General features: G+C 43.4%; 16 protein-coding genes. 7 read left to right on the top strand and 9 right to left on the bottom strand.

What is annotated here, in order from left to right; genetic code table 11:
- Positions 1–96 precede the first annotated feature (96 nt).
- The 6 genes from C234_RS0108425 to C234_RS0108400 all read left to right on the top strand — a co-directional run bounded on the left by C234_RS0108425 (position 97) and on the right by C234_RS0108400 (position 3,241).
- Positions 97–657, top strand: a complete 561-nt coding sequence (locus tag C234_RS0108425) for a nucleoside triphosphate pyrophosphohydrolase family protein (protein ID WP_034536682.1) — start codon at positions 97–99, stop codon at positions 655–657.
- A 20-nt stretch (positions 658–677) separates the two neighbouring features.
- A complete protein-coding gene (locus C234_RS0108420) occupies positions 678–980 on the top strand; it encodes a hypothetical protein (RefSeq protein ID WP_027325402.1) in 303 nt (100 codons plus the stop codon).
- A gap of 4 nt (positions 981–984) precedes the next feature.
- A complete protein-coding gene (locus C234_RS0108415) occupies positions 985–1,758 on the top strand; it encodes a radical SAM protein (protein WP_034540772.1) in 774 nt (257 codons plus the stop codon).
- A 96-nt stretch (positions 1,759–1,854) separates the two neighbouring features.
- The gene (locus C234_RS0108410; RefSeq protein WP_027325400.1) at positions 1,855–2,388 is read left to right on the top strand and encodes a hypothetical protein; all 534 of its coding nucleotides are present in this window, start codon (positions 1,855–1,857) and stop codon (positions 2,386–2,388) included.
- Positions 2,378–2,749, top strand: a complete 372-nt coding sequence (locus tag C234_RS0108405) for a hypothetical protein (protein ID WP_027325399.1) — start codon at positions 2,378–2,380, stop codon at positions 2,747–2,749. The genes C234_RS0108410 and C234_RS0108405 overlap by 11 nt, the downstream gene beginning before the upstream one ends.
- A gap of 153 nt (positions 2,750–2,902) precedes the next feature.
- Positions 2,903–3,241, top strand: a complete 339-nt coding sequence (locus tag C234_RS0108400; RefSeq protein WP_027325398.1) for a hypothetical protein — start codon at positions 2,903–2,905, stop codon at positions 3,239–3,241.
- A gap of 164 nt (positions 3,242–3,405) precedes the next feature.
- Here the strand turns inward: C234_RS0108400 and C234_RS0108395 are convergent, their stop codons facing one another.
- The 8 genes from C234_RS0108395 to C234_RS0108360 form a co-directional block, all read right to left on the bottom strand.
- Positions 3,406–3,879 carry a DUF6808 domain-containing protein gene (locus C234_RS0108395; RefSeq protein WP_027325397.1) on the bottom strand — a complete coding sequence of 158 codons (474 nt, stop codon included), beginning with the start codon at positions 3,877–3,879 and terminating at the stop codon, positions 3,406–3,408.
- Entirely contained in the window at positions 3,876–4,391 is a 516-nt protein-coding gene (locus tag C234_RS0108390; protein WP_027325396.1) for a glycoside hydrolase family 73 protein, read from the bottom strand. The genes C234_RS0108395 and C234_RS0108390 overlap by 4 nt, the downstream gene beginning before the upstream one ends.
- A gap of 449 nt (positions 4,392–4,840) precedes the next feature.
- A complete protein-coding gene (locus C234_RS0108385) occupies positions 4,841–5,335 on the bottom strand; it encodes a phage holin family protein (protein ID WP_027325395.1) in 495 nt (164 codons plus the stop codon).
- Between the two features lie 24 nt (positions 5,336–5,359).
- Entirely contained in the window at positions 5,360–5,608 is a 249-nt protein-coding gene (locus tag C234_RS0108380) for a hypothetical protein (RefSeq protein WP_148295172.1), read from the bottom strand.
- Between the two features lie 46 nt (positions 5,609–5,654).
- A complete protein-coding gene (locus C234_RS0108375) occupies positions 5,655–6,704 on the bottom strand; it encodes a hypothetical protein (RefSeq protein ID WP_027325393.1) in 1,050 nt (349 codons plus the stop codon).
- On the bottom strand, positions 6,701–10,171 hold the full coding sequence (locus C234_RS0108370) for a hypothetical protein (protein WP_027325392.1): 3,471 nt from the start codon (positions 10,169–10,171) through the stop codon (positions 6,701–6,703). Before C234_RS0108370 ends, C234_RS0108375 begins: the two co-directional genes overlap by 4 nt.
- A 1-nt stretch (position 10,172) precedes the next feature.
- Positions 10,173–13,145 (bottom strand): hypothetical protein, encoded by a 2,973-nt coding sequence (locus C234_RS18035; protein WP_248596495.1) that lies wholly within the window; start codon positions 13,143–13,145, stop codon positions 10,173–10,175.
- A 4-nt stretch (positions 13,146–13,149) separates the two neighbouring features.
- On the bottom strand, positions 13,150–13,647 hold the full coding sequence (locus C234_RS0108360) for a hypothetical protein (protein ID WP_248596494.1): 498 nt from the start codon (positions 13,645–13,647) through the stop codon (positions 13,150–13,152).
- A gap of 338 nt (positions 13,648–13,985) precedes the next feature.
- Here C234_RS0108360 and C234_RS0108355 point away from each other — a divergent pair, with 338 nt between their 5' ends.
- Positions 13,986–14,363, top strand: a complete 378-nt coding sequence (locus tag C234_RS0108355) for a hypothetical protein (protein WP_027325390.1) — start codon at positions 13,986–13,988, stop codon at positions 14,361–14,363.
- A gap of 131 nt (positions 14,364–14,494) precedes the next feature.
- Here C234_RS0108355 and C234_RS16150 read toward each other — a convergent pair whose 3' ends face one another.
- Complete coding sequence (locus tag C234_RS16150; protein WP_051290209.1) at positions 14,495–20,473, bottom strand: hypothetical protein; 5,979 nt, start codon at positions 20,471–20,473, stop codon at positions 14,495–14,497.
- Between the last annotated feature and the right edge of the window lie 6 nt (positions 20,474–20,479).

The raw sequence follows: 20,479 nt of genomic DNA, 5'->3' as shown, positions 1-20,479 counted from the left end.
ACACTTGAAGCACTTTATATTCAATGCGGCTCGAATGTTTGACAACAAAGAGTTGATTGAAATTTTTACGGAAATAATAACAAGGAGGATAAAATAATGAACCTAAATAAATTAAGAGACGAAGCCTATCGCATAGCATGCGAACATGGATTTCATGAAGAAGAACATAGAGACGAGCATTGGCTAATGCTTGTAATAACTGAAATATCCGAAGCGGTAGATGCTGACAGGAAAGGAAGAAGGGCAAACTATAGCGAATTTACTAAAGATATGGAAGAATATAAGGTATTCCTTCCTCTGGAAGAGCGAAAACGGTTATTCAATCTGTACTTCGTAAAATATATCAAGGGAAGTGTAGAAGAAGAGCTTGCCGATGTGGTTATCCGCTTGTTGGACTTTGCAGGATTGAGAGGGATAGACCTTTCCAATGTACCCACTGGTTGCATAGATGGGTCATTCATCTGGCAATGCTACTTCTTGTGCGAAAAGATTTGCCTTTATCGCTATGAGGGAACACTTGATGAAGTTTTGGTTAGAAATGTTATGTCATATGTTTTCTGCATCGCCAAAGGAATGGGAATAAACCTACTTCCCTATGTAAGAATGAAGATGAAGTATAACTCCATGCGGGAATACAAGCATGGGAAGAAATATTAATATAGATAATTAAAGTAGTTATGACACGAGAAGAAATAAGTCAAGCAGCAGAAGAATATGCTAAAAATTACGGATACTTTAATTGCGATACAGGCGACGTGTTTGTAGCTTTCGAGGATGGAGCCAAATGGGCTTTGTCCAATATGTGGCACAGTATTGACAAAGGAGATTTACCGAAAGAAGACGGTAGGTATCTCATCCTAATGAGAAATGGATATCCTTGTGTGGTTGAGTACAAGGATAAGTTTTGGAACGTTATTGGGTATCAGTCGGATGTAGCATATTGGATGGAGATCCCAGAGATTAAAGAGGAAGAAAAGTAATAAAATGGAAATATACGAACCAAAAGGCAGAGCGAGAGAGTATAGCCCCCTCGCTCTAAATTACTACAAAGGGTGTACGCACGGATGCAGATACTGTTACGTGCCTAACATGATTGGCAGGTTTAACTCAAGCTATAATCATGCAGAAGTCAACGCTGATGTGTCTTTCGAAAAGATAGAGAAATCGGCGAAAAAGTTCTATGGATGCGGAAAGCAAATTCTTTTGTCATTCACAGGAGATCCATACTGTGGGGTTTGCCCGGAGATAACTACTGAAGTACTCAAAATATTAAACAAGTATGAGCACAAAGTAGCCATATTGACGAAAGGTGGAAAGAGGTTGCTTAATGATTTTGATATTATAAAATCATTTGGCGACAGAATAAAGGTCGGAGCGACATTTACCTTCGACAACGAGAAAGATTCTAAAGCATGGGAACCCGGAGCAGCATCCCCAGAAGAGAGGGTTGAGGTTCTAAAATTCTTCGCTGATAATGGGGTGAAAACTTGGGCGTCATTTGAGCCGGTTATATTCCCTGAACAATCACTTGCGATGCTTAAGGAAATAGCCCCATTCATTGACCATGTCAAGATAGGGAAGCTCAATAACTATAAAGGTCTTGACAAAAACGTAGATTGGGCTAAATTCATAAAAGATTCAGTCGATATATGCAGAGAGGGGAAGGTTCCCTTTTATATAAAGAAAGACCTTAGGGAGTTTAACAAGGGTGTAGGATTAAGCACCGAAGAAGCTGATTTTGATTTTCTGAATTTATAAAGAATATGATTATGGAATATACCAATGTATGCTTTGAAACAGAAGAAAGAGGATGCTCGGATATGGTTTTTGTAACTATTATTAAATGATTAAGCTATGGGATTTAGAATAAAATTTATGCGTGTTCCAAAAGGTTTCAAATTAAGAAACTCTTTTAAAGACGATGAAGATTATGAGGCTTATTATGATGAATTTGACAAGGTAAGTGAGGATGTAAAACCAGATACTTGCACTAATATATACCACAGAGTTTCGAATGGAAATAATAGGCTTTATACACAAATTGATGAAGATGAAGATACAGTTCTTGGCACTGTTTCAAAAGAGCAGTTATTTCAATGGATTGTAGAAATCAAGAAGATGTTTCTTTCATATTTGGAAACCATTATTGGTGATGACGAGGATAGTCTGATAAGACTAAAAGACTATGTAATAACAAAAAAGCGTAGGTGGAGCTGTCATTGGGTAGGGGTTCCAATATCTATGGAATTTAACCTGAAAGAAGACACAGACATAGATAAAATGCTTGTGTCGGGAAGTTATACTTATGAATATGAGGTTTTTAATTTCATTTCCATTTATAAGAATTTTGACTTCGAGAAATACGAATTAGTAATGTATGGAGGATAGAATTATGCAAGCATATATAAACCAACCCCTATACGCCAAGTGCGTGAGACAGGCGAAAGAAAGCGCATACAATACCACCGATTGGGAAGTAGAGCTATGCGCCAAAGCCTTGTATCAAGCATCGGAGTGGGGACAGACAGTCGAGAAGAAAGAAGAAAAAGCATCGGTAGTGCGCATCCCCAAGATTGCGCCCAAGAGGGAACAGAAAGAAAGAACAAGGGACTATCTTATGAGAAACTCGGAGATAATCAATCAGATGAGAAAGAACGGATGGACTATCGGCAAGGTTGCCGATTTCTTCAACGTCAACTACTCTACCGTGTGCGGGTTTTTGAAGTTCTTGGCAGAGAGCGGGAGGTAAATGATAAGCCGAAGAACTATCCATTAAAAAATGGTCGCATTTTCCCGCATCCCTGAAACTTCTATGCGTCTGCCATAAAACATTTAGAAACTATTGTATTAATAGAAAGGACTGTCTATCTTTGTATCGCTTACATACAGAACTGATAAAAATATGGAAGAAAGAGCTATTGATAGATTACGTGAGTTTGCTAAATACGCTCGTAAAAAAGGGGTTGTCAAGGGCGAGAATTCGTTTGAGGCTTATTGCGGACTATCAAACAGGTACATCTATAACTCTATAAGAAATGGAAGAGGGGCTATTGGAACAGATGTCATAGCTCGTATTGTAGATAAGTTCCCGGAATTAAATGTAAAATGGCTTTGTACAGGCAAAGGGAACATGATCGAATCAGATGTCGACAACAATGCAAACTACAAAGCGGCTTACGAAGGAGCTATGATGCAGATAGAAGCTTTACGCAAAATTATAGAAGGAAACGAACGAAGATGATTATACAAGAATTACAGCGGGCACAAAAAAGGCGCAATCTTCACAGACTACGCCCTTCAATAATACTTGGACTTGATATACAAGTCTGATGCAAAGATAATGATTAAATCCTGAAAAGCAACCTTATTTATCCCAAATTCGAACCCTATCGAGTTCAAATTAAATCACCACTTCCACAAATTGTAGCTCACCCCAACCCCTATATACCAGCCATTCGGATAACCATATCCGGCTTGTATGCCGATGCCAAATCTACGATTACTTAGTCGCTCCTTTATGTATATATTGTTTGTCTGACTGTATATCTCTATACTATCTAAATTAGCCATATATCCGGATACCCAAGCGGTGTAAAGGCTGTCTTTATAAGTCTTTTGCTCGATGGGTATGATAACAGGAACGGAGTCTATCTGCATAGAATCGGCGTGTATGGAGTCTGATTGTATAGCCGGAAGTCTGACTGTATCTCTTCGTATGAATAACACCTTATAGGGTATTGGAATAGTATCACGTACAGTATCTATTACTACAACGGTATCTCGCTTTACTTCGTCAGGATTCGATTGGTGCGGACGTAGGAATAACCATACTATCACACCAATCAATAATCCAACCAATATCCACGGCAAGGTTTTCATAGCCTTTCCTTTAACACCACGTTCTCTACCATCTGAAATACCTTGTCCATCGCTTCTACATAATTGGGAGCGGTGGCATACTTGGAACCTATCCCGTCAACAAGTTTTCTAACAAAAGCTTTCGGATCGTTCCGGCATGTCCATGCGTCCGCATATCCCGGCTTTTTCAGAATAGCGAGATGGTCTGCCAAGCAGTCGGACACAGTGTCGTAATCACGGAACAACCGTTTGACGGTATACTTGTATCTTCGTTCGCCTACCTTGACCACCTGCATAACCTTTTCAGGAGCCTTGAACGTCACATCCGGACGTGAGAAGTACTCGGTAGTGGTAACCAGTTGTACCGCACCTTTCCATGTGCTCCCTTTCGTTATTCCGAATAGGTTGTTACCTATTGCGCTCTTCCCCCAGCCGGATTCCAATGCAGCCTGTGCGGTTACAAACACGGGGTGAATCTCACCCATTTTTTTAGCTTGCGGATAAATCCACTTAACAAATTCATCTACTCTCATATTTCTTAAAAAGTTTGAAATAAATAGTTAAAAGCATATAGCAAGTCTTCCTTGAATTAATAATGCCTTATATTTGTCCCGTTAAATCATTCTATCTATAGGGGTTACATCTCTTTGGTGAATGGCTATCACCACTCGTTCCCCTTAACAGAATAAAGCCCATTGCCCTGTAGCTTTGGGCTTTTTCTTTCGCATCAATAGCCAGATGCGGAAGATGTAGCGACCGCCGCATTGGCGGGTCTGCAAACAGAAAGGAGGTGTAATACTCAATGAAGAATGATTTAACGGAAGACGGAAAAGTTCGCATATTCTGTCGATACATAATTCGAAAAGGCAGAAGAATCTACCCCAAGCGGGCAAAGTTCTTTTCCTTTTTAGTTGACGTGAAAGACCGGAACTGCGCATAACTTGAACGTCAAGGGAGTATTACAGGATGCTCCCATTTTTCTTTATGATTCGCCATCTTCGTTTCTCCTTTTGAAATCTTCATCTTCGCTCTTTTTTACGACCTCTTCCATGTCCTCTTTGGCGACATGGAGCGTCCTGTTGAATACTAATGTTATCGCTCTCCCCAAGTCGATGTCGTAGCCTTTCGGTTTGAGAATATTCCCGATAATGGATATACCCTCTATCCCGCAAACAAGCAGGCATCCTGCGACATCTATTCCCATTGTACCGCCAGCCGATTTATTAATGAAAACGACCATGACAACGAACGAGAAGTATGTCACCATCTTTCCCATCGTCGCACGTATCGCACGGCTTATGCGCACTTTCTCATTCATCAGCAAGCTCTTTCTTACACCCATCGCAAGGTCGCAGATAATGACCGAGAACATGGTTATCAGCCACGGGAACATGGCTTGCAGGCTCTCGATGACAAACCCGCTTGCAATTGTCCCGAAGACGCTTGCTGTGAACTGGTGTACCGCCTTTTCTTCCATTCTTGTTTGTGTTTTTATTATAAACTAAAACAGGGACGCAACCAAAGCTATGACGCCCGGCACGAGAACGGTAGCCAGCACATCCAGCCAATCGAATTTCCCTCCCCACAGCATGTCCTTGTACTCGACAGACAGGGCGGCAATAAGAACGGTTGAGAAAGCCATTACAGCCACATCCCCAATTCGAATGTCTAAGACAACACCCTGTATCATCATCGTAATGAATATAAGCGCACCTGCTACCAAGTGCTTCGGTCGGTTACTAATCTTCACCCAGCCGAACAGTTTTTGTAATTTTTCTTTCATTTTCATATATAAATTAACTCCGTATTCTTACCTGTCTAATAGGAACAAACAGACTATTTTTATACAGTATCCCCCCGTCCATACTGTGTGATTCACTGCCCGCTATGACACAATATATGCCTTCCCAAGCTTCCAATAAAAATCGATGCCCTTGCTGGTTGAATACAACCTCTTTGTTCCCGTTGCTCGCATTGACAATAAGTACAGAATTATCAATGTATCCATCGCATACGACTACCTTATACATTGCATCCCCTTTGAGGCGAAACAGGTTGATGTGTTGCCCGTGGTCGCCATAAAAATGCCAACTCCTGTTTATCTTTCCGGTAAGTACCGGAATTGTCATATGAGCATAATATTCAAGCCTACCGGGAGTATTCGGCCATATCTCTATTGCGGAGTGCGCCGCTCTTCCGAACTCCCCCCTGCACCATATATTTGAAGCGTAGAACCGGAGTGCCCGACCATCTTTGGTTCCCTGATGGTATAAGTCCCCGTTCGACACCCACATCTTGCCGTCACTTCCGAATTCGAGTGCTGCTAATGTCTCGCCTGCTTGATTGACGCACTTAAGCTTTTTGAACGAACCGGAAACACCTTTCAAATCTCCGGCATATTCCGCATCACCATTGTTGAACTTAAGCTTACCCCCGCAGAGATGCCCGTCTCCATTCTCATTAATCAAAGCGTTGAACCCGCCCGGAGCATCAGGGTTCGGACCAGCTTTGAGAACGTTTGCTTCGATAATGGTAGCCTTCAGCGTGTCGATAAATGCTTTGTCGGATACAAGGGTATTAATAATAGCCTGATGTATCGCTACCTTAGTCAAGGTAGAGATAGGACGCCAATACTCCTTGTTCGTCAACTCTATATTCTTGGGAACGTTCTTAATCGCTTGGTAGTATTGGAAGTTGTCCTGCTCATCCTTGACGAAGACAGTCGCGCCGAACATGGAGTTACCCACATACGATTGCGATTTATCATGCGGAACAGGAATAGACGTCATCGGCGTAGGCTTCACATCCTCCGTATCGGGTATTGTTATTGCTTTCGTCTGTATCATTGTATCCACTGCTTAATGTTCGTATCATCGTACTTGAACTCCACATTGTCATCCACGCCGTCGGCATACTCGGTTCCCACATTCAGCGTGTCGGTATTGCTTGCAACTACCTGACCGTTCACCAGCCACTTAAACGCTCCGCCATTGTTCATCGCTACTGCCGTGATGTCTTTCAGGCCGTAGGTGATGCGGGCTTTGAGTTGCACATAGTCCTTGCCGCCAATCCTTACTCCGTTCACAACAGAACGCACAGGACGAGGCATGTCGAGTATCTGCCCTGATTCGTCCGCCTGCTCCCAGCTGGTGTGGAACCTGCCACGAACGGTTATATCGACATCTAATGACGATTCACCCGCTTCTCCCGTTTCGCCCTTCAAGTCTTCTACATGCGGGATGTAAGCGGTGGGGATTTCGGGCTCGCCGGGAAGGACACGCTCGATTTTCGGAGCGGCGTAATATATTGTCGTTGCGTCTGATGCTATGCCGTCGTTATTGTTCGGGTAGTATACATAAAAACGCAAAAAGGTTCCTTTCTCCGGAATTATTGCCTTGCTGATTACCCTCTGCCATTCGCTTGATTTTTGCAAATCTACCCTCCCATATACTTTAACTCTTTTACTGTCATAAAGAATTACATAAGCTCTTCTATGCGTTTCTTCCATATTTTCATTTTTATAATATATGGAAAAAAATAACTGCTCATTGTCCTCAGTTGTAACATATTCCCCAAAGTAGACCGGGTCAGTACTACGCTTTCCCCTTACAAGGAAGACACGTCTTCCGAGAAATTTATCAGACAGCAGATCCACCGCTCTATTTGGGTTGTCTCCTGTGATATTAACAGGTTCTTTCGTTAGATTCGGACGCACCGCTACCCCATCCGCTTTAATGCCCGTATCCTTGTAGCCCCTCTTTTCGCCCTCGACCTGTGCGGTCGGGTTCTCTGCGTCATACTCCCACCATGTTTTTGTGCGCTCGGATATGTAAGGAGAGTTTCCGTTATCGCCTTTCGAGGACAATCCGCTGTCGACGAGTTTTTTCTGCTCGTCGTCCCACAGCTTCCAGTTCTTTGTCACCGGATCGATTTCGGGCATCTTGATAGCTTTTGCTTCCGCAATGCCGTCAGATGTTTTTTTGTCGAATTTACTCTGCACTTCGACAAGGAGAGCCTCACGAGCCTCGTAATAAGCCTTGAACTTGTTAGCGAACTCTGTCTTGTTGATGTCGCTTGTTGCCGATGTGTCAGCGAGCAGCGGTGTGATATATGAATTGAGGGCATTGTAAGCATTCTCGTAGGCTGTTTTGCTCGCCTTGTACTTGTCCGCCAGCCCTACGTTTTTCGCTTTCTCGATTTTTATTTCTTCCCACTCGCGCGATGCTTCCCGCTTTTCGGTCGGGGTGAGCTTGGAATCGTTGGCGATATCTGACAGCAGGGCATTCGCCTTGTCGGCTTCGGACTTGGCGTTCGTGATGCGGGCTTCGAAGTCCTCCGGAGCGGGCTGTATAGAGGTGGGCTTGTTGCCTTTTTCCAATTGGATGTTCATTAAGGCGTTGCCATTCGTACCATATTCTCCCCCTACACCTTTAAGAACTCTGAGCGGGTTGCTTGTCCTTACAATCTTTCCGGCTTTTTTCCCGCCTCCGGTCGGGTTGGAAAGAATGTTTCCGATAGGTTCTTTCGTCCCGTCCCCGTAGTAAAAGAAGATTGAGGCGATATTTCTTCCGGTCGATGTTTCATCAGAAAGGTATTCACAAGAGAATGTATAATAAGAGCCATTTTGGAACGCTATTTCGTTATTAGTAACGAGAAAATGAAAATTCGTTGTTCCACCCGGCAAGACATTTTTATTATACATATTACTCCAAGAGCCTTGAAAATAATATCTTGGATCATCGGATTCTCCTATATACATCTTTACCCGCTTCAAGTGTTCGAGGGTGAGCAGGTTGCGCCCGCCCACCTGTACACCGTCTATTGCGGATTGTTTAATCTTCTTGTCAATCGCTTGCCTGCACTTATCTATGCAGTCCGTCAACGATTTGACGTCAGCTACGTAAACCTGATACTTCGCATTGTAATCGGCTCGCTCCTGCTCGGTTATCTTATTATCAGCAATAGCGGTTGCGATTGATTCTTGCAGCTTGTCGATGCTGCCCGTACTTGCCGCAAGGAGTTTCTTCGACTTCGTTGTGAGTTCCGACTTTAAATCAGCCGGCAAGAACTCGTTGTCAAGTATGTAGTTGACGTTGCTTTGCAATTGCGCCTGCTCAATGTCCAACTTCTTGGATAGCTCGCTCAAATCGCGACGCTCGGCTTCGGTGATTATATTGTCACGGAAAGCGTCCGCTACTCCGTTCTCTACGCCATTCATCGCATCCGTCAAGTCCTTGATGCTTTTCTTCGCAGTATCAAACTGCTGTGAAAGCTTCTGGTATTCTTTTTTGAATGCCTCGAAGTCCGTCGCGCTGACATACGGGTTTATCCAGTCCACGTCCGCAAAGGTCGTATTGTCACGGATAGCCCACAGCCGGGTATTCTCGTCTTTCAGCCAGATGTCCCCTTTCTTATATCCGCCCAACGGCTTCTCTGTGTGGATAGTCAGCTTCTCCCTGCCCATCTTAGCTATGTCCGCAAGGGCTTTCGTCAGAGCTGTGTTCTGAATCGCCTCCCACTGATACGATGCAGGGTCGGAAGCCGATGCGCCGGGACGCAATACGAAGATATACGATACTGTCGTATCCAAATCGGTGTAGGTATCTCCCACATGCGTACCGTACACGTCCGCAATCAGGTTGGGTTGGGTGATGGGTTGTCCCTCCGCGTCATATAACCAAGTATTGGTAGGGTTCCCATCCATAATAGGTGCACCTTTTCCCTGATAGGCGTACACCGCCTTGTCGACCTGCTTCTGCAAGCCCTGAATGAGTTTCAACAGGGCATCCGTGCTTTCCGATGTGGCGAACTCCTGCTCAATCTGCGTGCCGTCGGGGTTGGTAATGATTATCTTTCCGGCTTCTACCGTAATCACCGGTGAGGGTGCGTAGTTGCTCCATAGGGCTACCGTGTTGAGCGTGTATTTTGGCTTGAAGACAGAGTTTTTCTTCGCTGCGGATGCCACAGGATCGAGGACATTCGAACGCCCGTATATGGCTATCCAGCAGAACCGCTTCGCTTCCGTAGGGGATACGGGGTTTTCATCCCATCCCGCCTGTCGCAGACTGTTGTTTAGTTCGTCTATCGTGCCCCAGCCCGTTTGCTTTGTCGGAGCCTGCGGAGCGACGCTGTTAGTTGTCAATATGAAATACTTCACAGCGTTAGCATCATCCTCCGGGACAATGCGTACACCTGAATCCACCCATACCTGTTGTGTGTTATCGAATACCGCCAAGTTACCGTTGGGTAGCAGGCGGGGAGGTTGACCGTCCATGCGGTCGGGAATCGTTGTAATTGTCGATTTTGTTGCCATACTATTTTAGTTTTTTATACTCATTTTCCAATATATCTTCATCAAACACCGCCACAAGGTTACACGCCCACATCACATCACCGGGAGTAAGGCGGTATACATCCTTTCCTTTATTCGCCTCGTACCAGTCCTCATCCGATAGGTTGTTATCATCGTGTCCCAGAGGGTTAATGCGCTTGAACTCATAGAGCCTTAGCGTGCTTCTTTTCATTACCTCCGTCACATCCTGACCGTTACGGACGAACTTTGCCCGCAAGTCTACCGCACCGTCTCCAAGCTCGGCGAGCTTTTGGTTTGTATTCACGTCAACAGGTGCGCCCTCTATGACGTTCACAGCGTATATGTCCCAAACGGGAGGGATGATTTTCTCCACCTCTTGCGGCAGGTCTGTAAGGTTGCTTGCGCCCGTAGAGCCGTTACCGATATTCACAATGCCGCGTATCTTAACTCCACCTTCCGGTGTGTATTCCATGTACGTGCTCTTATCCCTCGCACCTGCGTAGAAGTCACCGTATATCCTCTGATACGGCTTACCTGTCACCTTGTCGTAACCTAATTCTATTATCTCCTTATGAAGCAGGGAATAGCTGTTGATGCCTGCGTAGAAGGTGATGGACGGGGCTTTCTCGCTGACGGAAGAGAGCACAATAGCTCCCTGACGGGCGATGTCCGTTTCGTGTCCCAAGCCTACTATATCATCCCCCGCTGCGGGGGCATTGCTGTCTTGGTCGCAGTGTGTCTTACTAAGGTCTATGTAGTCCCTGCCTACCGCTACCACCTTGCGCCAGTAGTAACGGTTCGTGGCTCCGCTTGATGCTCCCTCGTTGATGTTGTCCTCCTTGCTTATTGCCAGCGTTCCGGGCGTGAACTCGTTGTGTATCTCTATCCCGTCCTGACGGGCAAGAAAGAAACAGCGGTAGTACCCCTCGTGCTCTTCCACACGTATACACTTCATGCCTGCGGGTGAGAGTATCTGCTCGCCCCCTACATGTGTCTTCTTTCTTATCTCCAGCGTCTCGAAGTATGCCTTTACCTTGACGTATAGTCTGTCTACTACCGCCTGCGTTGTGCCATCGGGCAATACTTCTACTCCGCTACCGTTCTCTCCGATGTGGATGCCTTTCAAGGCTTCGATGAAGTCTTTTGAGGTGATTTTGCCTTCCGAAGTTAAGCCTTTCAGGAAGGTTATCAAGCCTTCTGCTGTGTCGTCACCCTGTCGAGATAGAAAAAACCGTTTGCCCAATGCACGTACGATAGACTGCACCTGTTCGGTGTTCAGCCCACCTATCCCCTGCCCGCCACCAATAATAGAATCTATCTGATTTTGGATTTTCTCAATCGAGCCGACTTTCTTTTCCTCTCGAAGTGTTATGGTATATTTCGGTATTATGTCCTCTCCCTCTTTGATTATAAGGGTGTCAATTATGATATTCCCATTAATGCCAAGATCTTCATCGCTGAATAGCATCAAATCTCCCTCTTTAAGGGTGTCATGTATGCTTGCTTCACCTCTTGCAACAGCTTCATCGTGCTGTCTTGCCATGAAAATATCATCCACCTTCGGCTCATAAGAATAGCGTACATAGTCATTCTTTGCAAGGTATTCTTTTGCAGCGGCAAGCAATCGTTGCGATGCGGCTTGGATATAGACGTCAGGCATATCGATATTGAGCAGGACAAATTTATCACCAGCCTTGATATTATAGTCCTTATACGGGAAATACAGCTTTAATCCGTCGTCAAGAACACGATTACAGGTCAACACATATTTGTTGCCCTCTTTTTTGCATTTTGTTATTTCAAACTCCCTGCCGCCACACATGCCGTCTTTCATGCTAATGGTGGCTGTTTCGGAAGTCAGATAATCGTTTATGTCAAAACCGACATCTTTCAACTTAATGGTAAAAGGAGGAATGTCTTGTCCGTTTTGCAAGCCATCCATTGTACCGTCATCTGTCAACTGCTCCGCAGCTGCTATCTCATCAAGGTTGCCATTATCACCTACATCCAACGAGACAGAAATACCTGCACTTTTCAGCTGCCCGGAAGTCATGCCCTCCATTGAGGGATATATTTCTTCCAAATCACCGGTTCCGTCAAAATAAACGCTTGCTTCCCTGATGCCAAGTGCTTCTATGTTCTTGCTGTCAATATATGGGTCAAGTGTAATCTTTGGGAAATCGGGCAGCATCAGGTTCTCCACAGCCATATTATTCGGCAAGTAATTAGCAAGAGAACTGTTTGACTGCTTATTGTAATACCTGTTAGGCATATTCCTTGTGCTACCGTATGCCCGCAATCGGGTGATAATCTGCTGTTCCGTATCGGCAGTCCGTTGTATTTCATACAGACCGCTCCCACGCCCGTACCCGAAAACCTTGTCAACGGCAATACCGGCAGTACCGATTGTTATTGTCCGACCACGAATTACGAAGTTCGCTCCGAATTTCGAGTTGAGAAGTTCCAGTGCCCCCCATACCTTTATATTGTTTATGTCAATATTTACGTTTGTTGTACTCACGTATTCAGGATGTACCGCAACCGTCCATTTCTGTGCTCCGGTGTATATGCGGTCGAGATTAACCTGAATACGGTCAGCCAAATCCTGTATGGATGAAGCAAAGAATCTGAACTTGGGTAGAGAAGTAAAGTGTATCCGGTTATCACTCCTCACGTAATCAAGAAAATCACATCGTGTCAATTCATCACCCGCCCAGTTGAATTTTATATTGTCATAGACAAACGCTTCTCCCGAAGTTTTTCTTGCCGCCTTTTTCAATGCCGTAGGGTCATAGTTTATCTCAAACTTCTCGCCACGATATATGACATAATCGCCAATCTCAAAAGGAACAGGTACAGCACTTTTCAAGGAACATACCACAAAACATGCTCCCATCCATGTACCGTTATACTCTAATCCTTTGAGTGTACACCGTACCGTATTACCTGTTTTATCATAAACTTTCCATGCCATAACGCTACACTTTTTCAACTAACGCAACTATCTTCTTTGGTATTGTAATGCTATACGAGGGGATTATTTGAGTTCGAGGGTCGGCAACCCTGAATATGATGCTAAACTCGACAACCTCATTGCCGGCTGCATCCTTGAAGTGTTCAAAATCCCCAACGCTCTTCATGTAAACATTCTTTCGACCGATGTCCAAATGCGAGCTGTATATCTTTATCTCCGCACTATTGCCATCTGATGCCCCGCTTAAATATCCAGTTAACGCAGTAATCTTGTCGATAGCTTTTGCGCTTGTCTCGCCCTTGCATGCCGCCTTTATCTTCCAATCATAAGCTTTTATCCGAAGCACCTGCGGGACATATACGTCTTCACCGTCTTCATCCGCCCAATCCCTTGTGGTAAGATCTTTTGTTTCCCCAAAAGGCTCAAAGGGGATTTCAACGCACACAATATCAAAATCACCGACCAAATCCTTTATCGGACTGCCTCCCTTCATCTTCTGCATCAAAATGGAATACGGTTCGTTCATATACACACATAAAAAAAGAACCTGCCGCAGAGACATTCAATCTCCACAACAAGCTCTATGGGCTTTATACTTTAATCTTATTTCAATGCAAATATAATAATATTTTCTATATTAAAATAGAAAATAAAACCATAAAAACAATATTTAGTAGATTATTATATCTTAAAAATCGTACATTCTCACAGTTTGTGTTGAAAAACATGGAAAATATAAAAGGCGGCGGGAAATCTCTACAAAATTATCGTTCTGTTTTTTTGCTCAATAATAATAAATTCTTATTTTTGCGATTATTTAACGATTAAAAACATGTGATTATGAAAAAGGTATTAATCTTAGTAGCTTCTGCTTTCTTATTATCTTCATGCATGAGTCTACTTTCAAGTTCCAAGCAATCTATAACCTTTACCGGAGAGAATGGTATAAAATTATATGATGGAACAAACAATATGAAGTTAGCAGAAATAAAAGATGGCGGAAGTACAACTGTAAAAATTAAGAAAAAACTTGCTGACAAAACAATAATAGCCAAGAAAGAGGGATTTAAAAATACTCCTTTCGTTGTTGAATCCTCATTCAACACTAAAGCACTATGGAATATACTGTTTTGGCCGGGATTTTTGGTCGATTTGGGCACAGGTAAGATAAATAAATACGACCCCACCATATATAATATTGAAATGGAAAAAGAATAACAACGAGATTTCGGGGGGGAATACATATCTGTGATCGGCATATTATAATCTTATTGTCCCGCTATTAGCCTTATTTTTTGCCATCTATAACAAAAGGGCGATCTAAGACTTGTTAGACCGCCCTTTCCCTTTTATTGGATGTGCCAGCCTCTATTTTTATCAACCTTTGCGCCATGAACATCGTCTCGAAGTTCGGAAACAACCTCCAATATTTCATCATTGCTATCAGCCGACCTTCCTGTGTTACTTACAATCATAGAGAGTTGCTGTAATTGAGCCAAAGCGATAGCGTTATTTGTTTCAAATAATGAAGAATGTGAACTCAAAATCCCTACAATATTCGACATATAAGCTGAATAGTCGGAACCTACCTCGCCATATTTTTGCTCAATAATTGAGCGGACGAAAGACAAGTCTGACCTCATGGAATTTATATAAGAAGCCAGCAAATGTGCCGTATCTTCCGTTATGCTCTGAATGCCCTTTGATAACCCGGAAGATTGTTTCCCATCTTTTCCTGCATACCCGGTAATGGCACTCACTTGGTCTCGTATGTCAATCCCCTTTTGTACTAAAGCATTCCACATATTATTGAGGGCTTTCTGCTCCGCATCAGTAATCTCATTGTCACTCTTGGCATATTCAGCCCACTTGTTATAAAACTCCCTTAATTCGTCATCAAGCAAATCTGATATCTTTGCGTTCAATATAGACTTCATCATATATTCTGAAAAGTCATTGGCAAAATCTTCCGCCTTTGCATCCATATCCAGCAGGGCGTCGACAAAGCTATTACGCAGGGCATCAAAAGATGTCTGTGTCAGTGTTTCTTTTAATGCTTCTGTTATCTCTTCCAACTTACCTGCGAGATCAGCGTAATTATCCCAAAATTCTCTCTTATTATATTTACCCTGACCAAGCATCTTCTCCCACATTTCGATATTGTAGGTACGTATATAGTTCATTTGTTCCGGAGTAAGTTTGTAAACATCGGCAAGCGAATAGACGGAGTTGGCATTTGTTTCAGCCAAAGGATTTTTTCGTTTGTAATCAGCAAGACTTTTGTTAAGTGACGCATAATCTTCACGACCAAGTCTCCAATAATATTCATTGGAGTGATGTGCACCATGATACCCCATTTGTGTTTGCAATATCTGCATGGTTTGGTCGTTTATCTTTTTCTGGTCTTCCCTTGCTTGTTTGGTCGCATCTATAGCCTTCCATCCACCGGACTTACTCATTTCATCTTTCAAGTTGTCAACTGCGGATTTTAGACGCTCGTTGCTATTAGTAAGCCTTTCGGTGGTTTTAGCCACTTCTTTGGCGTTGCTGGTATCAATCCACGAAGAAAAACCGCCCCATGTAATTGCATCAAGAAGCCCGCCAATTCCCTTTTTGATAGAATCAAAAATCTGAACAGAAGTATTGAAATTCAGCAGATTTTTTAATATTCCATTCGCCGCATTAAGAACCGTATCAATCAGGCTTGAAACCAGCGCACCGATGCCGTCTTTCAACACATCAAGAATGGATAAGATTGCCGAAATTATTGCTCCGATAAATCCTGAATTTCCCAATGCTTCTGATATGGCTTTACTTGCCTTGCTATTTTTCCCCAACAATGACTGAATACCTTTGGCAATGGAGTTTCCAACGGTTTTCGTGAGTTCGCCATTATTGAATATTTTATCCAATTTCATGAGACCTTCTCCGATTCCTTGCAAGTTGCCTGACGCAAGACCTTTTAAACCGGATTCCAAGTCTTGAAACATGCTCACGGCTTTGGATGATGAAGACTGCAAATCAGAAGTAGTTTCCTGAACTTGCATCCCGAAACGCTTTACATCATCAGATGCTGAATTTAGTGCGGATTGAGTTTTAACTATTTCAGTCTGCGCATTACGTGCACCGACAGAATCACCTGATTTTTCCGCTTTTTCAAGTGCTCGTTTTGCCTGTGTAAGTGCTTCTGTCGCCTGACGCTCACGCTCTTGGGCGTCAATGTAGTCTCTCATCGCAGATTGATAGGCTATCAAATCATCAGACACTTTCTTGAATATATCGCCATCCCACACGGCATTGGATTGCTCAAGTTTTTTTATCAGTTCATGCAAGACTTTTTGCTCTTCCAGCTTGGCTGATTTGAACTCATCAGATAGGGATATTGCTCTTAATTTATCAATTGTCGGCTGCAACTGCTCTCTGAACATTGTTCCGAACTCTCCGAACACACTCCCCCAATCAACAGACTGTTTAATAGCATTCACTTCCACTTGATGGAGCGATGAATCACGTTGATTTTCCAACAACCGTAGTTCATTTACGTTGCCCTTTGAACGAGCTTCCGCTATTTTAGCGGCATACTCCTTCTCTATGGCGAGCTTTTTCTGCTGGAATGTGCCATACTCGTTCAAATAATCCTGCATAGCTTTGGCTTCGGACTTCCAAACATCTATGCCTCCGTTCTCGATTCGCTCCTTAATAGCCTTCCAAAGATTAAATAAATCTTCATTATTCTCTCCGAAAAGCTTTTTGGCGTTTTCCTTTGTTTCGGAGAAAGGAATATCAATACTCAACCCTTTGGCTTTAATCCTCCCGTTCAGGGAATCCACCATTTGGGTAGCCGCTTCATCAAAATATGTCGGATTGCTAAAAGCAATATTCATTGCCCAATTTTTGTCACCGGTTGTACCGTATAACTGTTTGTAAAAATCCCACCTTTTCGTAATTTCAGCAATATATTCCTCAACTTCCTTTAAAGCTTTATCCGAAGCCTCTTTCATGGCGTCGGCATCAATATCAAAAAGAACTTTCTGTATGGAAACCTTCAACTCCCTACGCTCTTTGGTCTTATCGTCAAGCTGATTAAAAATCTTGTTCAGTTCGTCCCGGTAATTGTCAATATTTACCGGCTCCTTGCCTTTAAACAAGGAATCAAAGATGCCTGATTCTTTAATCTTCTTGGCGGCTTCTTCTTTCCCGATAAGACCTGACCACTTCTTGTATTCAGAGTACGCATCCTTTAGCAGGTTTACCCGCTCTTTCATCTTTTCTGCGAATGCGTCCTTTTTATCTTTGCTTGTGTCAGTAAGAGAAAAACCCAATTCTTTGGATCCCTCATCTCCGGCTCTCACTATGCCTAAAGCCTTTCTGTAATCTGAAACTATTTGCTTCTGCCATTCGGGAAGTTTTGACAAATCAATGGCATCTATTCCTGAAAAATCTATCCCGGCTTTAATCAATATCGGCTTCAACTGATTCGTTGTTTCTTTAGCTTCTTTATATGCCTTTTGTATGCCCTCGATAATTTTCTCCGAATCGGTGGAAACCTTTATTTGAGCTTCAAATTTCCCATCTGTGGCTTCGTTGAATTTTTTCTGCAAATCAGATATTGCCTGAACGGTTTCTGTGTATTCGACATTAACCTTGATATTGAACCCTTTCTCAAGAAGTCTCTCATTGAAAAACTCTCTCGTATGCGCCTTCATTTTCTCAAATTGGTCTAAGAAGGCTCTTATATCCAGACCAATCGCAATTTTTTGAGCCTGATTCAAGTTATCCAAATCCCAACCAGCGGCTCGCAGGCGTGACCTATATTCAGACATGAACTTTTCCATATCCGGTAATACGTCTTCATCGAGAACACGTTTGGATATTCCCCACGCTTTCCGCAGTTGGAAAACATCATCCCTGTACATAAGAGGTAGCTCGTTATTCAAAGAAGATAACGCTTTAGGATACTCTTTGATTATATGAAGCTGCTCTTTCAGGGGTTTGCCCAAAGCGGCATTCGCAAAATCCTTATGCTTATCTATGACTTTTTGCATGGCAGTAGAATACTCGATATAACTGCCGGTCATTCGCCCTATAACTTTTTCTACCCGCTTTTCTGCTTTAATGTAGTCTTTAATGTTTTCGCTAAAGCTCTCATCGAAATACCCGTCTGTCGTTTCATTCGCATGTTCGGCTGTACCTTTTATGTCGTTCAGCAATTTATAAGCATCCCTCGTGTCATTTAAGGCGTCCCGAAGTAAGATATATTGTTCTGCAAGGCTTTTTACGGCTTTCCCCTCGTCGTCAGTTTTAAACGCTTCATTAAAAGTTTCCGCCCAGACAGGAGAATAGTCTTTTAATGCTGTTTTTATTTTCTCAATAGAAGAAATCAATGAGGCGTCATTCGCATTGAATGGATCGACATCTGCAAACTTCTGGGCTTCCTTTGTGAGGCTTTTAAAACCCTCTTGTGCCTTTGTGGTCAATTCGGAAATACGCTCGTTCATTTCGTCAGCCTTTTGACCGGATTTATGCAATAGGGTAAAGATGAGTTCAAGCCCCGCAAAAGTAATAGTAAAAGGATTAATTAACCCGACCATAGCGGCTCCCAAATTTTTCAAACTCCCCCACAAAGCCTTGACGCCTACGTTCATCATGCCAATGTATGATGAATTCGAAACATTAAGCCTTCCCATTTTTGCTTGAAGAGCTATGCTTTCTGCTTGTACTGCTGTTAATTTTTTCATCGCTACAAGCAGCATCAGCTTATTCTTTGTCAGTTGTCCTGAAACGGCCATCTGTTCATAGTCCGCATAGGTGAGTTTGTTGGAAGTAGCAATAAGTTGCTGTTCGGCGACTGTCAACCTCCGATACGCCGCTTCAACGCGAAGTTTTTCTGCCGTAAGCCTTTTATTGGCAAGAATTGACTGGGTTATGCTTTTATACTCACTGCCAAACAATCGACTACTCATGAATGTAGCTGCCTTATATGCTCCGAAGGCTCCGACTGCGGCTTGAATAACAGGTACAAGCTCTTTCCAGTTTTGGGCAAGGGCAGTAAGGCTCTCGGCAGTCCATTTCAATGTACTACCCATTGATTCCGCAATATCACCAAGCATGATGTCAATAGCATCAGCCAAGTTCTTCCACTTGGATTTTACGGATTGAGAAAGAGCCTCCTGCATGTTGTTAAACATACCGCCTTCATCCGTAAGCTCCCAAAGAACATCTTTTACGTCCTCAAACGTAACTTTCTTCTTCGAAATCATCTCAAGCACTTCTCCGGCACTAACGATGCGCCCCTCCAGCTTGCTGAATCGTTCAGACAGCTTGTCTACCATAGGGATATTTGCTTCCGTCAATTGTCTCAATTCCGTACCTTTAAGGAATTTGGCTGCTTTTATTTGTCCGTAGGCTAATATGATACGTCCCATGTCCACACCCACACCCGCAGAAATATCAGCCAACCTTTTCATCGTGTCGTACAACTCATTATATGGCACAGAGTATGCGGAAAGTTGCTTGGAGTACTGGTTCAAGTCCATAACCCCGAATGGAGAAGCGACAGCCAGACTTTTAATCTGATTGAATATGGTGGTAGCCTTTCCTGCATCTTGTAATATAGAGGACATTGCGATTCTCTGGTTTTCCAGCTCTCCACCAATATCAACTACCGCACGCAGGAAATTCTGTACCGCATAAATGGAGTATAGGCTTAAAAATTCGTTTCTTAGTTGTCCGGCAATGCTCAACTGACTGCTCATAGCTCCGTTCATGCTAAGAGTGGCTGACACGTGGCGTCTTGCCGCACTGGAAGACCTGTCACGGGCATTAGCCAAGTCCAATTCCGCTTTGGCAGCACGTGCGGCTCTTTGTCGAGTAAGCTCACGTGAAGAGGCGGCAGCGGCTTCCGCTTTGGTCTGAATGGCAGCAATTTTGGCGGCACGTAAATCACTTGCCGTAGTATCATACCGCATTCCGGCTCTGGCAAACGCCTTTTTGATGGCGTCATCCACTTTCGCTTTGTCCACCACCATATTTACATGGGCTTTGAAAGTCTGTCCCTTCAAGGCATCATTGATACTTTTGCGTATGTTGGTTGAATTGGCGGCAATATCAACCTTGCCAAGCCCTGACTTTTTAATATTGGGGGTAATATCCGCTTTGAAAGTATGTCCGCTCAATGCAGCTTTCACAGCTTTCTGAATGGTAGAAGAGCTGACTGTTACATCCAGCTTGGCAGTCATGCTTTCCACCTTCTTGCGGATTTTTTCCTTATCCGCATCTGTCATGTCTTTCAGATAAACTGAATAGAATAGATTCCCGAGATTTGCCATATCTTC

Source organism: Bacteroides pyogenes DSM 20611 = JCM 6294, assembly GCF_000428105.1.
In the GTDB taxonomy this organism is placed as follows: domain Bacteria; phylum Bacteroidota; class Bacteroidia; order Bacteroidales; family Bacteroidaceae; genus Bacteroides; species Bacteroides pyogenes.
Note: the sequence above shows the minus strand (reverse complement) of the source record. Positions and strands in the feature narration are given on the sequence as shown.

Bases quoted from the DNA above. Each gene is read 5' to 3' on its own strand.
- C234_RS0108425 (WP_034536682.1), top strand. From the start codon at position 97: ATGAACCTAAATAAATTAAGAGACGAAGCCTATCGCATAGCATGCGAA.
- C234_RS0108420 (WP_027325402.1), top strand. From the start codon at position 678: ATGACACGAGAAGAAATAAGTCAAGCAGCAGAAGAATATGCTAAAAAT.
- C234_RS0108415 (WP_034540772.1), top strand. From the start codon at position 985: ATGGAAATATACGAACCAAAAGGCAGAGCGAGAGAGTATAGCCCCCTC.
- C234_RS0108410 (WP_027325400.1), top strand. From the start codon at position 1,855: ATGGGATTTAGAATAAAATTTATGCGTGTTCCAAAAGGTTTCAAATTA.
- C234_RS0108405 (WP_027325399.1), top strand. From the start codon at position 2,378: ATGGAGGATAGAATTATGCAAGCATATATAAACCAACCCCTATACGCC.
- C234_RS0108400 (WP_027325398.1), top strand. From the start codon at position 2,903: ATGGAAGAAAGAGCTATTGATAGATTACGTGAGTTTGCTAAATACGCT.
- C234_RS0108395 (WP_027325397.1), bottom strand. From the start codon at position 3,879: ATGAAAACCTTGCCGTGGATATTGGTTGGATTATTGATTGGTGTGATA.
- C234_RS0108390 (WP_027325396.1), bottom strand. From the start codon at position 4,391: ATGAGAGTAGATGAATTTGTTAAGTGGATTTATCCGCAAGCTAAAAAA.
- C234_RS0108385 (WP_027325395.1), bottom strand. From the start codon at position 5,335: ATGGAAGAAAAGGCGGTACACCAGTTCACAGCAAGCGTCTTCGGGACA.
- C234_RS0108375 (WP_027325393.1), bottom strand. From the start codon at position 6,704: ATGATACAGACGAAAGCAATAACAATACCCGATACGGAGGATGTGAAG.
- C234_RS0108370 (WP_027325392.1), bottom strand. From the start codon at position 10,171: ATGGCAACAAAATCGACAATTACAACGATTCCCGACCGCATGGACGGT.
- C234_RS18035 (WP_248596495.1), bottom strand. From the start codon at position 13,145: ATGGCATGGAAAGTTTATGATAAAACAGGTAATACGGTACGGTGTACA.
- C234_RS0108360 (WP_248596494.1), bottom strand. From the start codon at position 13,647: ATGCAGAAGATGAAGGGAGGCAGTCCGATAAAGGATTTGGTCGGTGAT.
- C234_RS0108355 (WP_027325390.1), top strand. From the start codon at position 13,986: ATGAAAAAGGTATTAATCTTAGTAGCTTCTGCTTTCTTATTATCTTCA.
- C234_RS16150 (WP_051290209.1), bottom strand. From the start codon at position 20,473: ATGGCAAATCTCGGGAATCTATTCTATTCAGTTTATCTGAAAGACATG.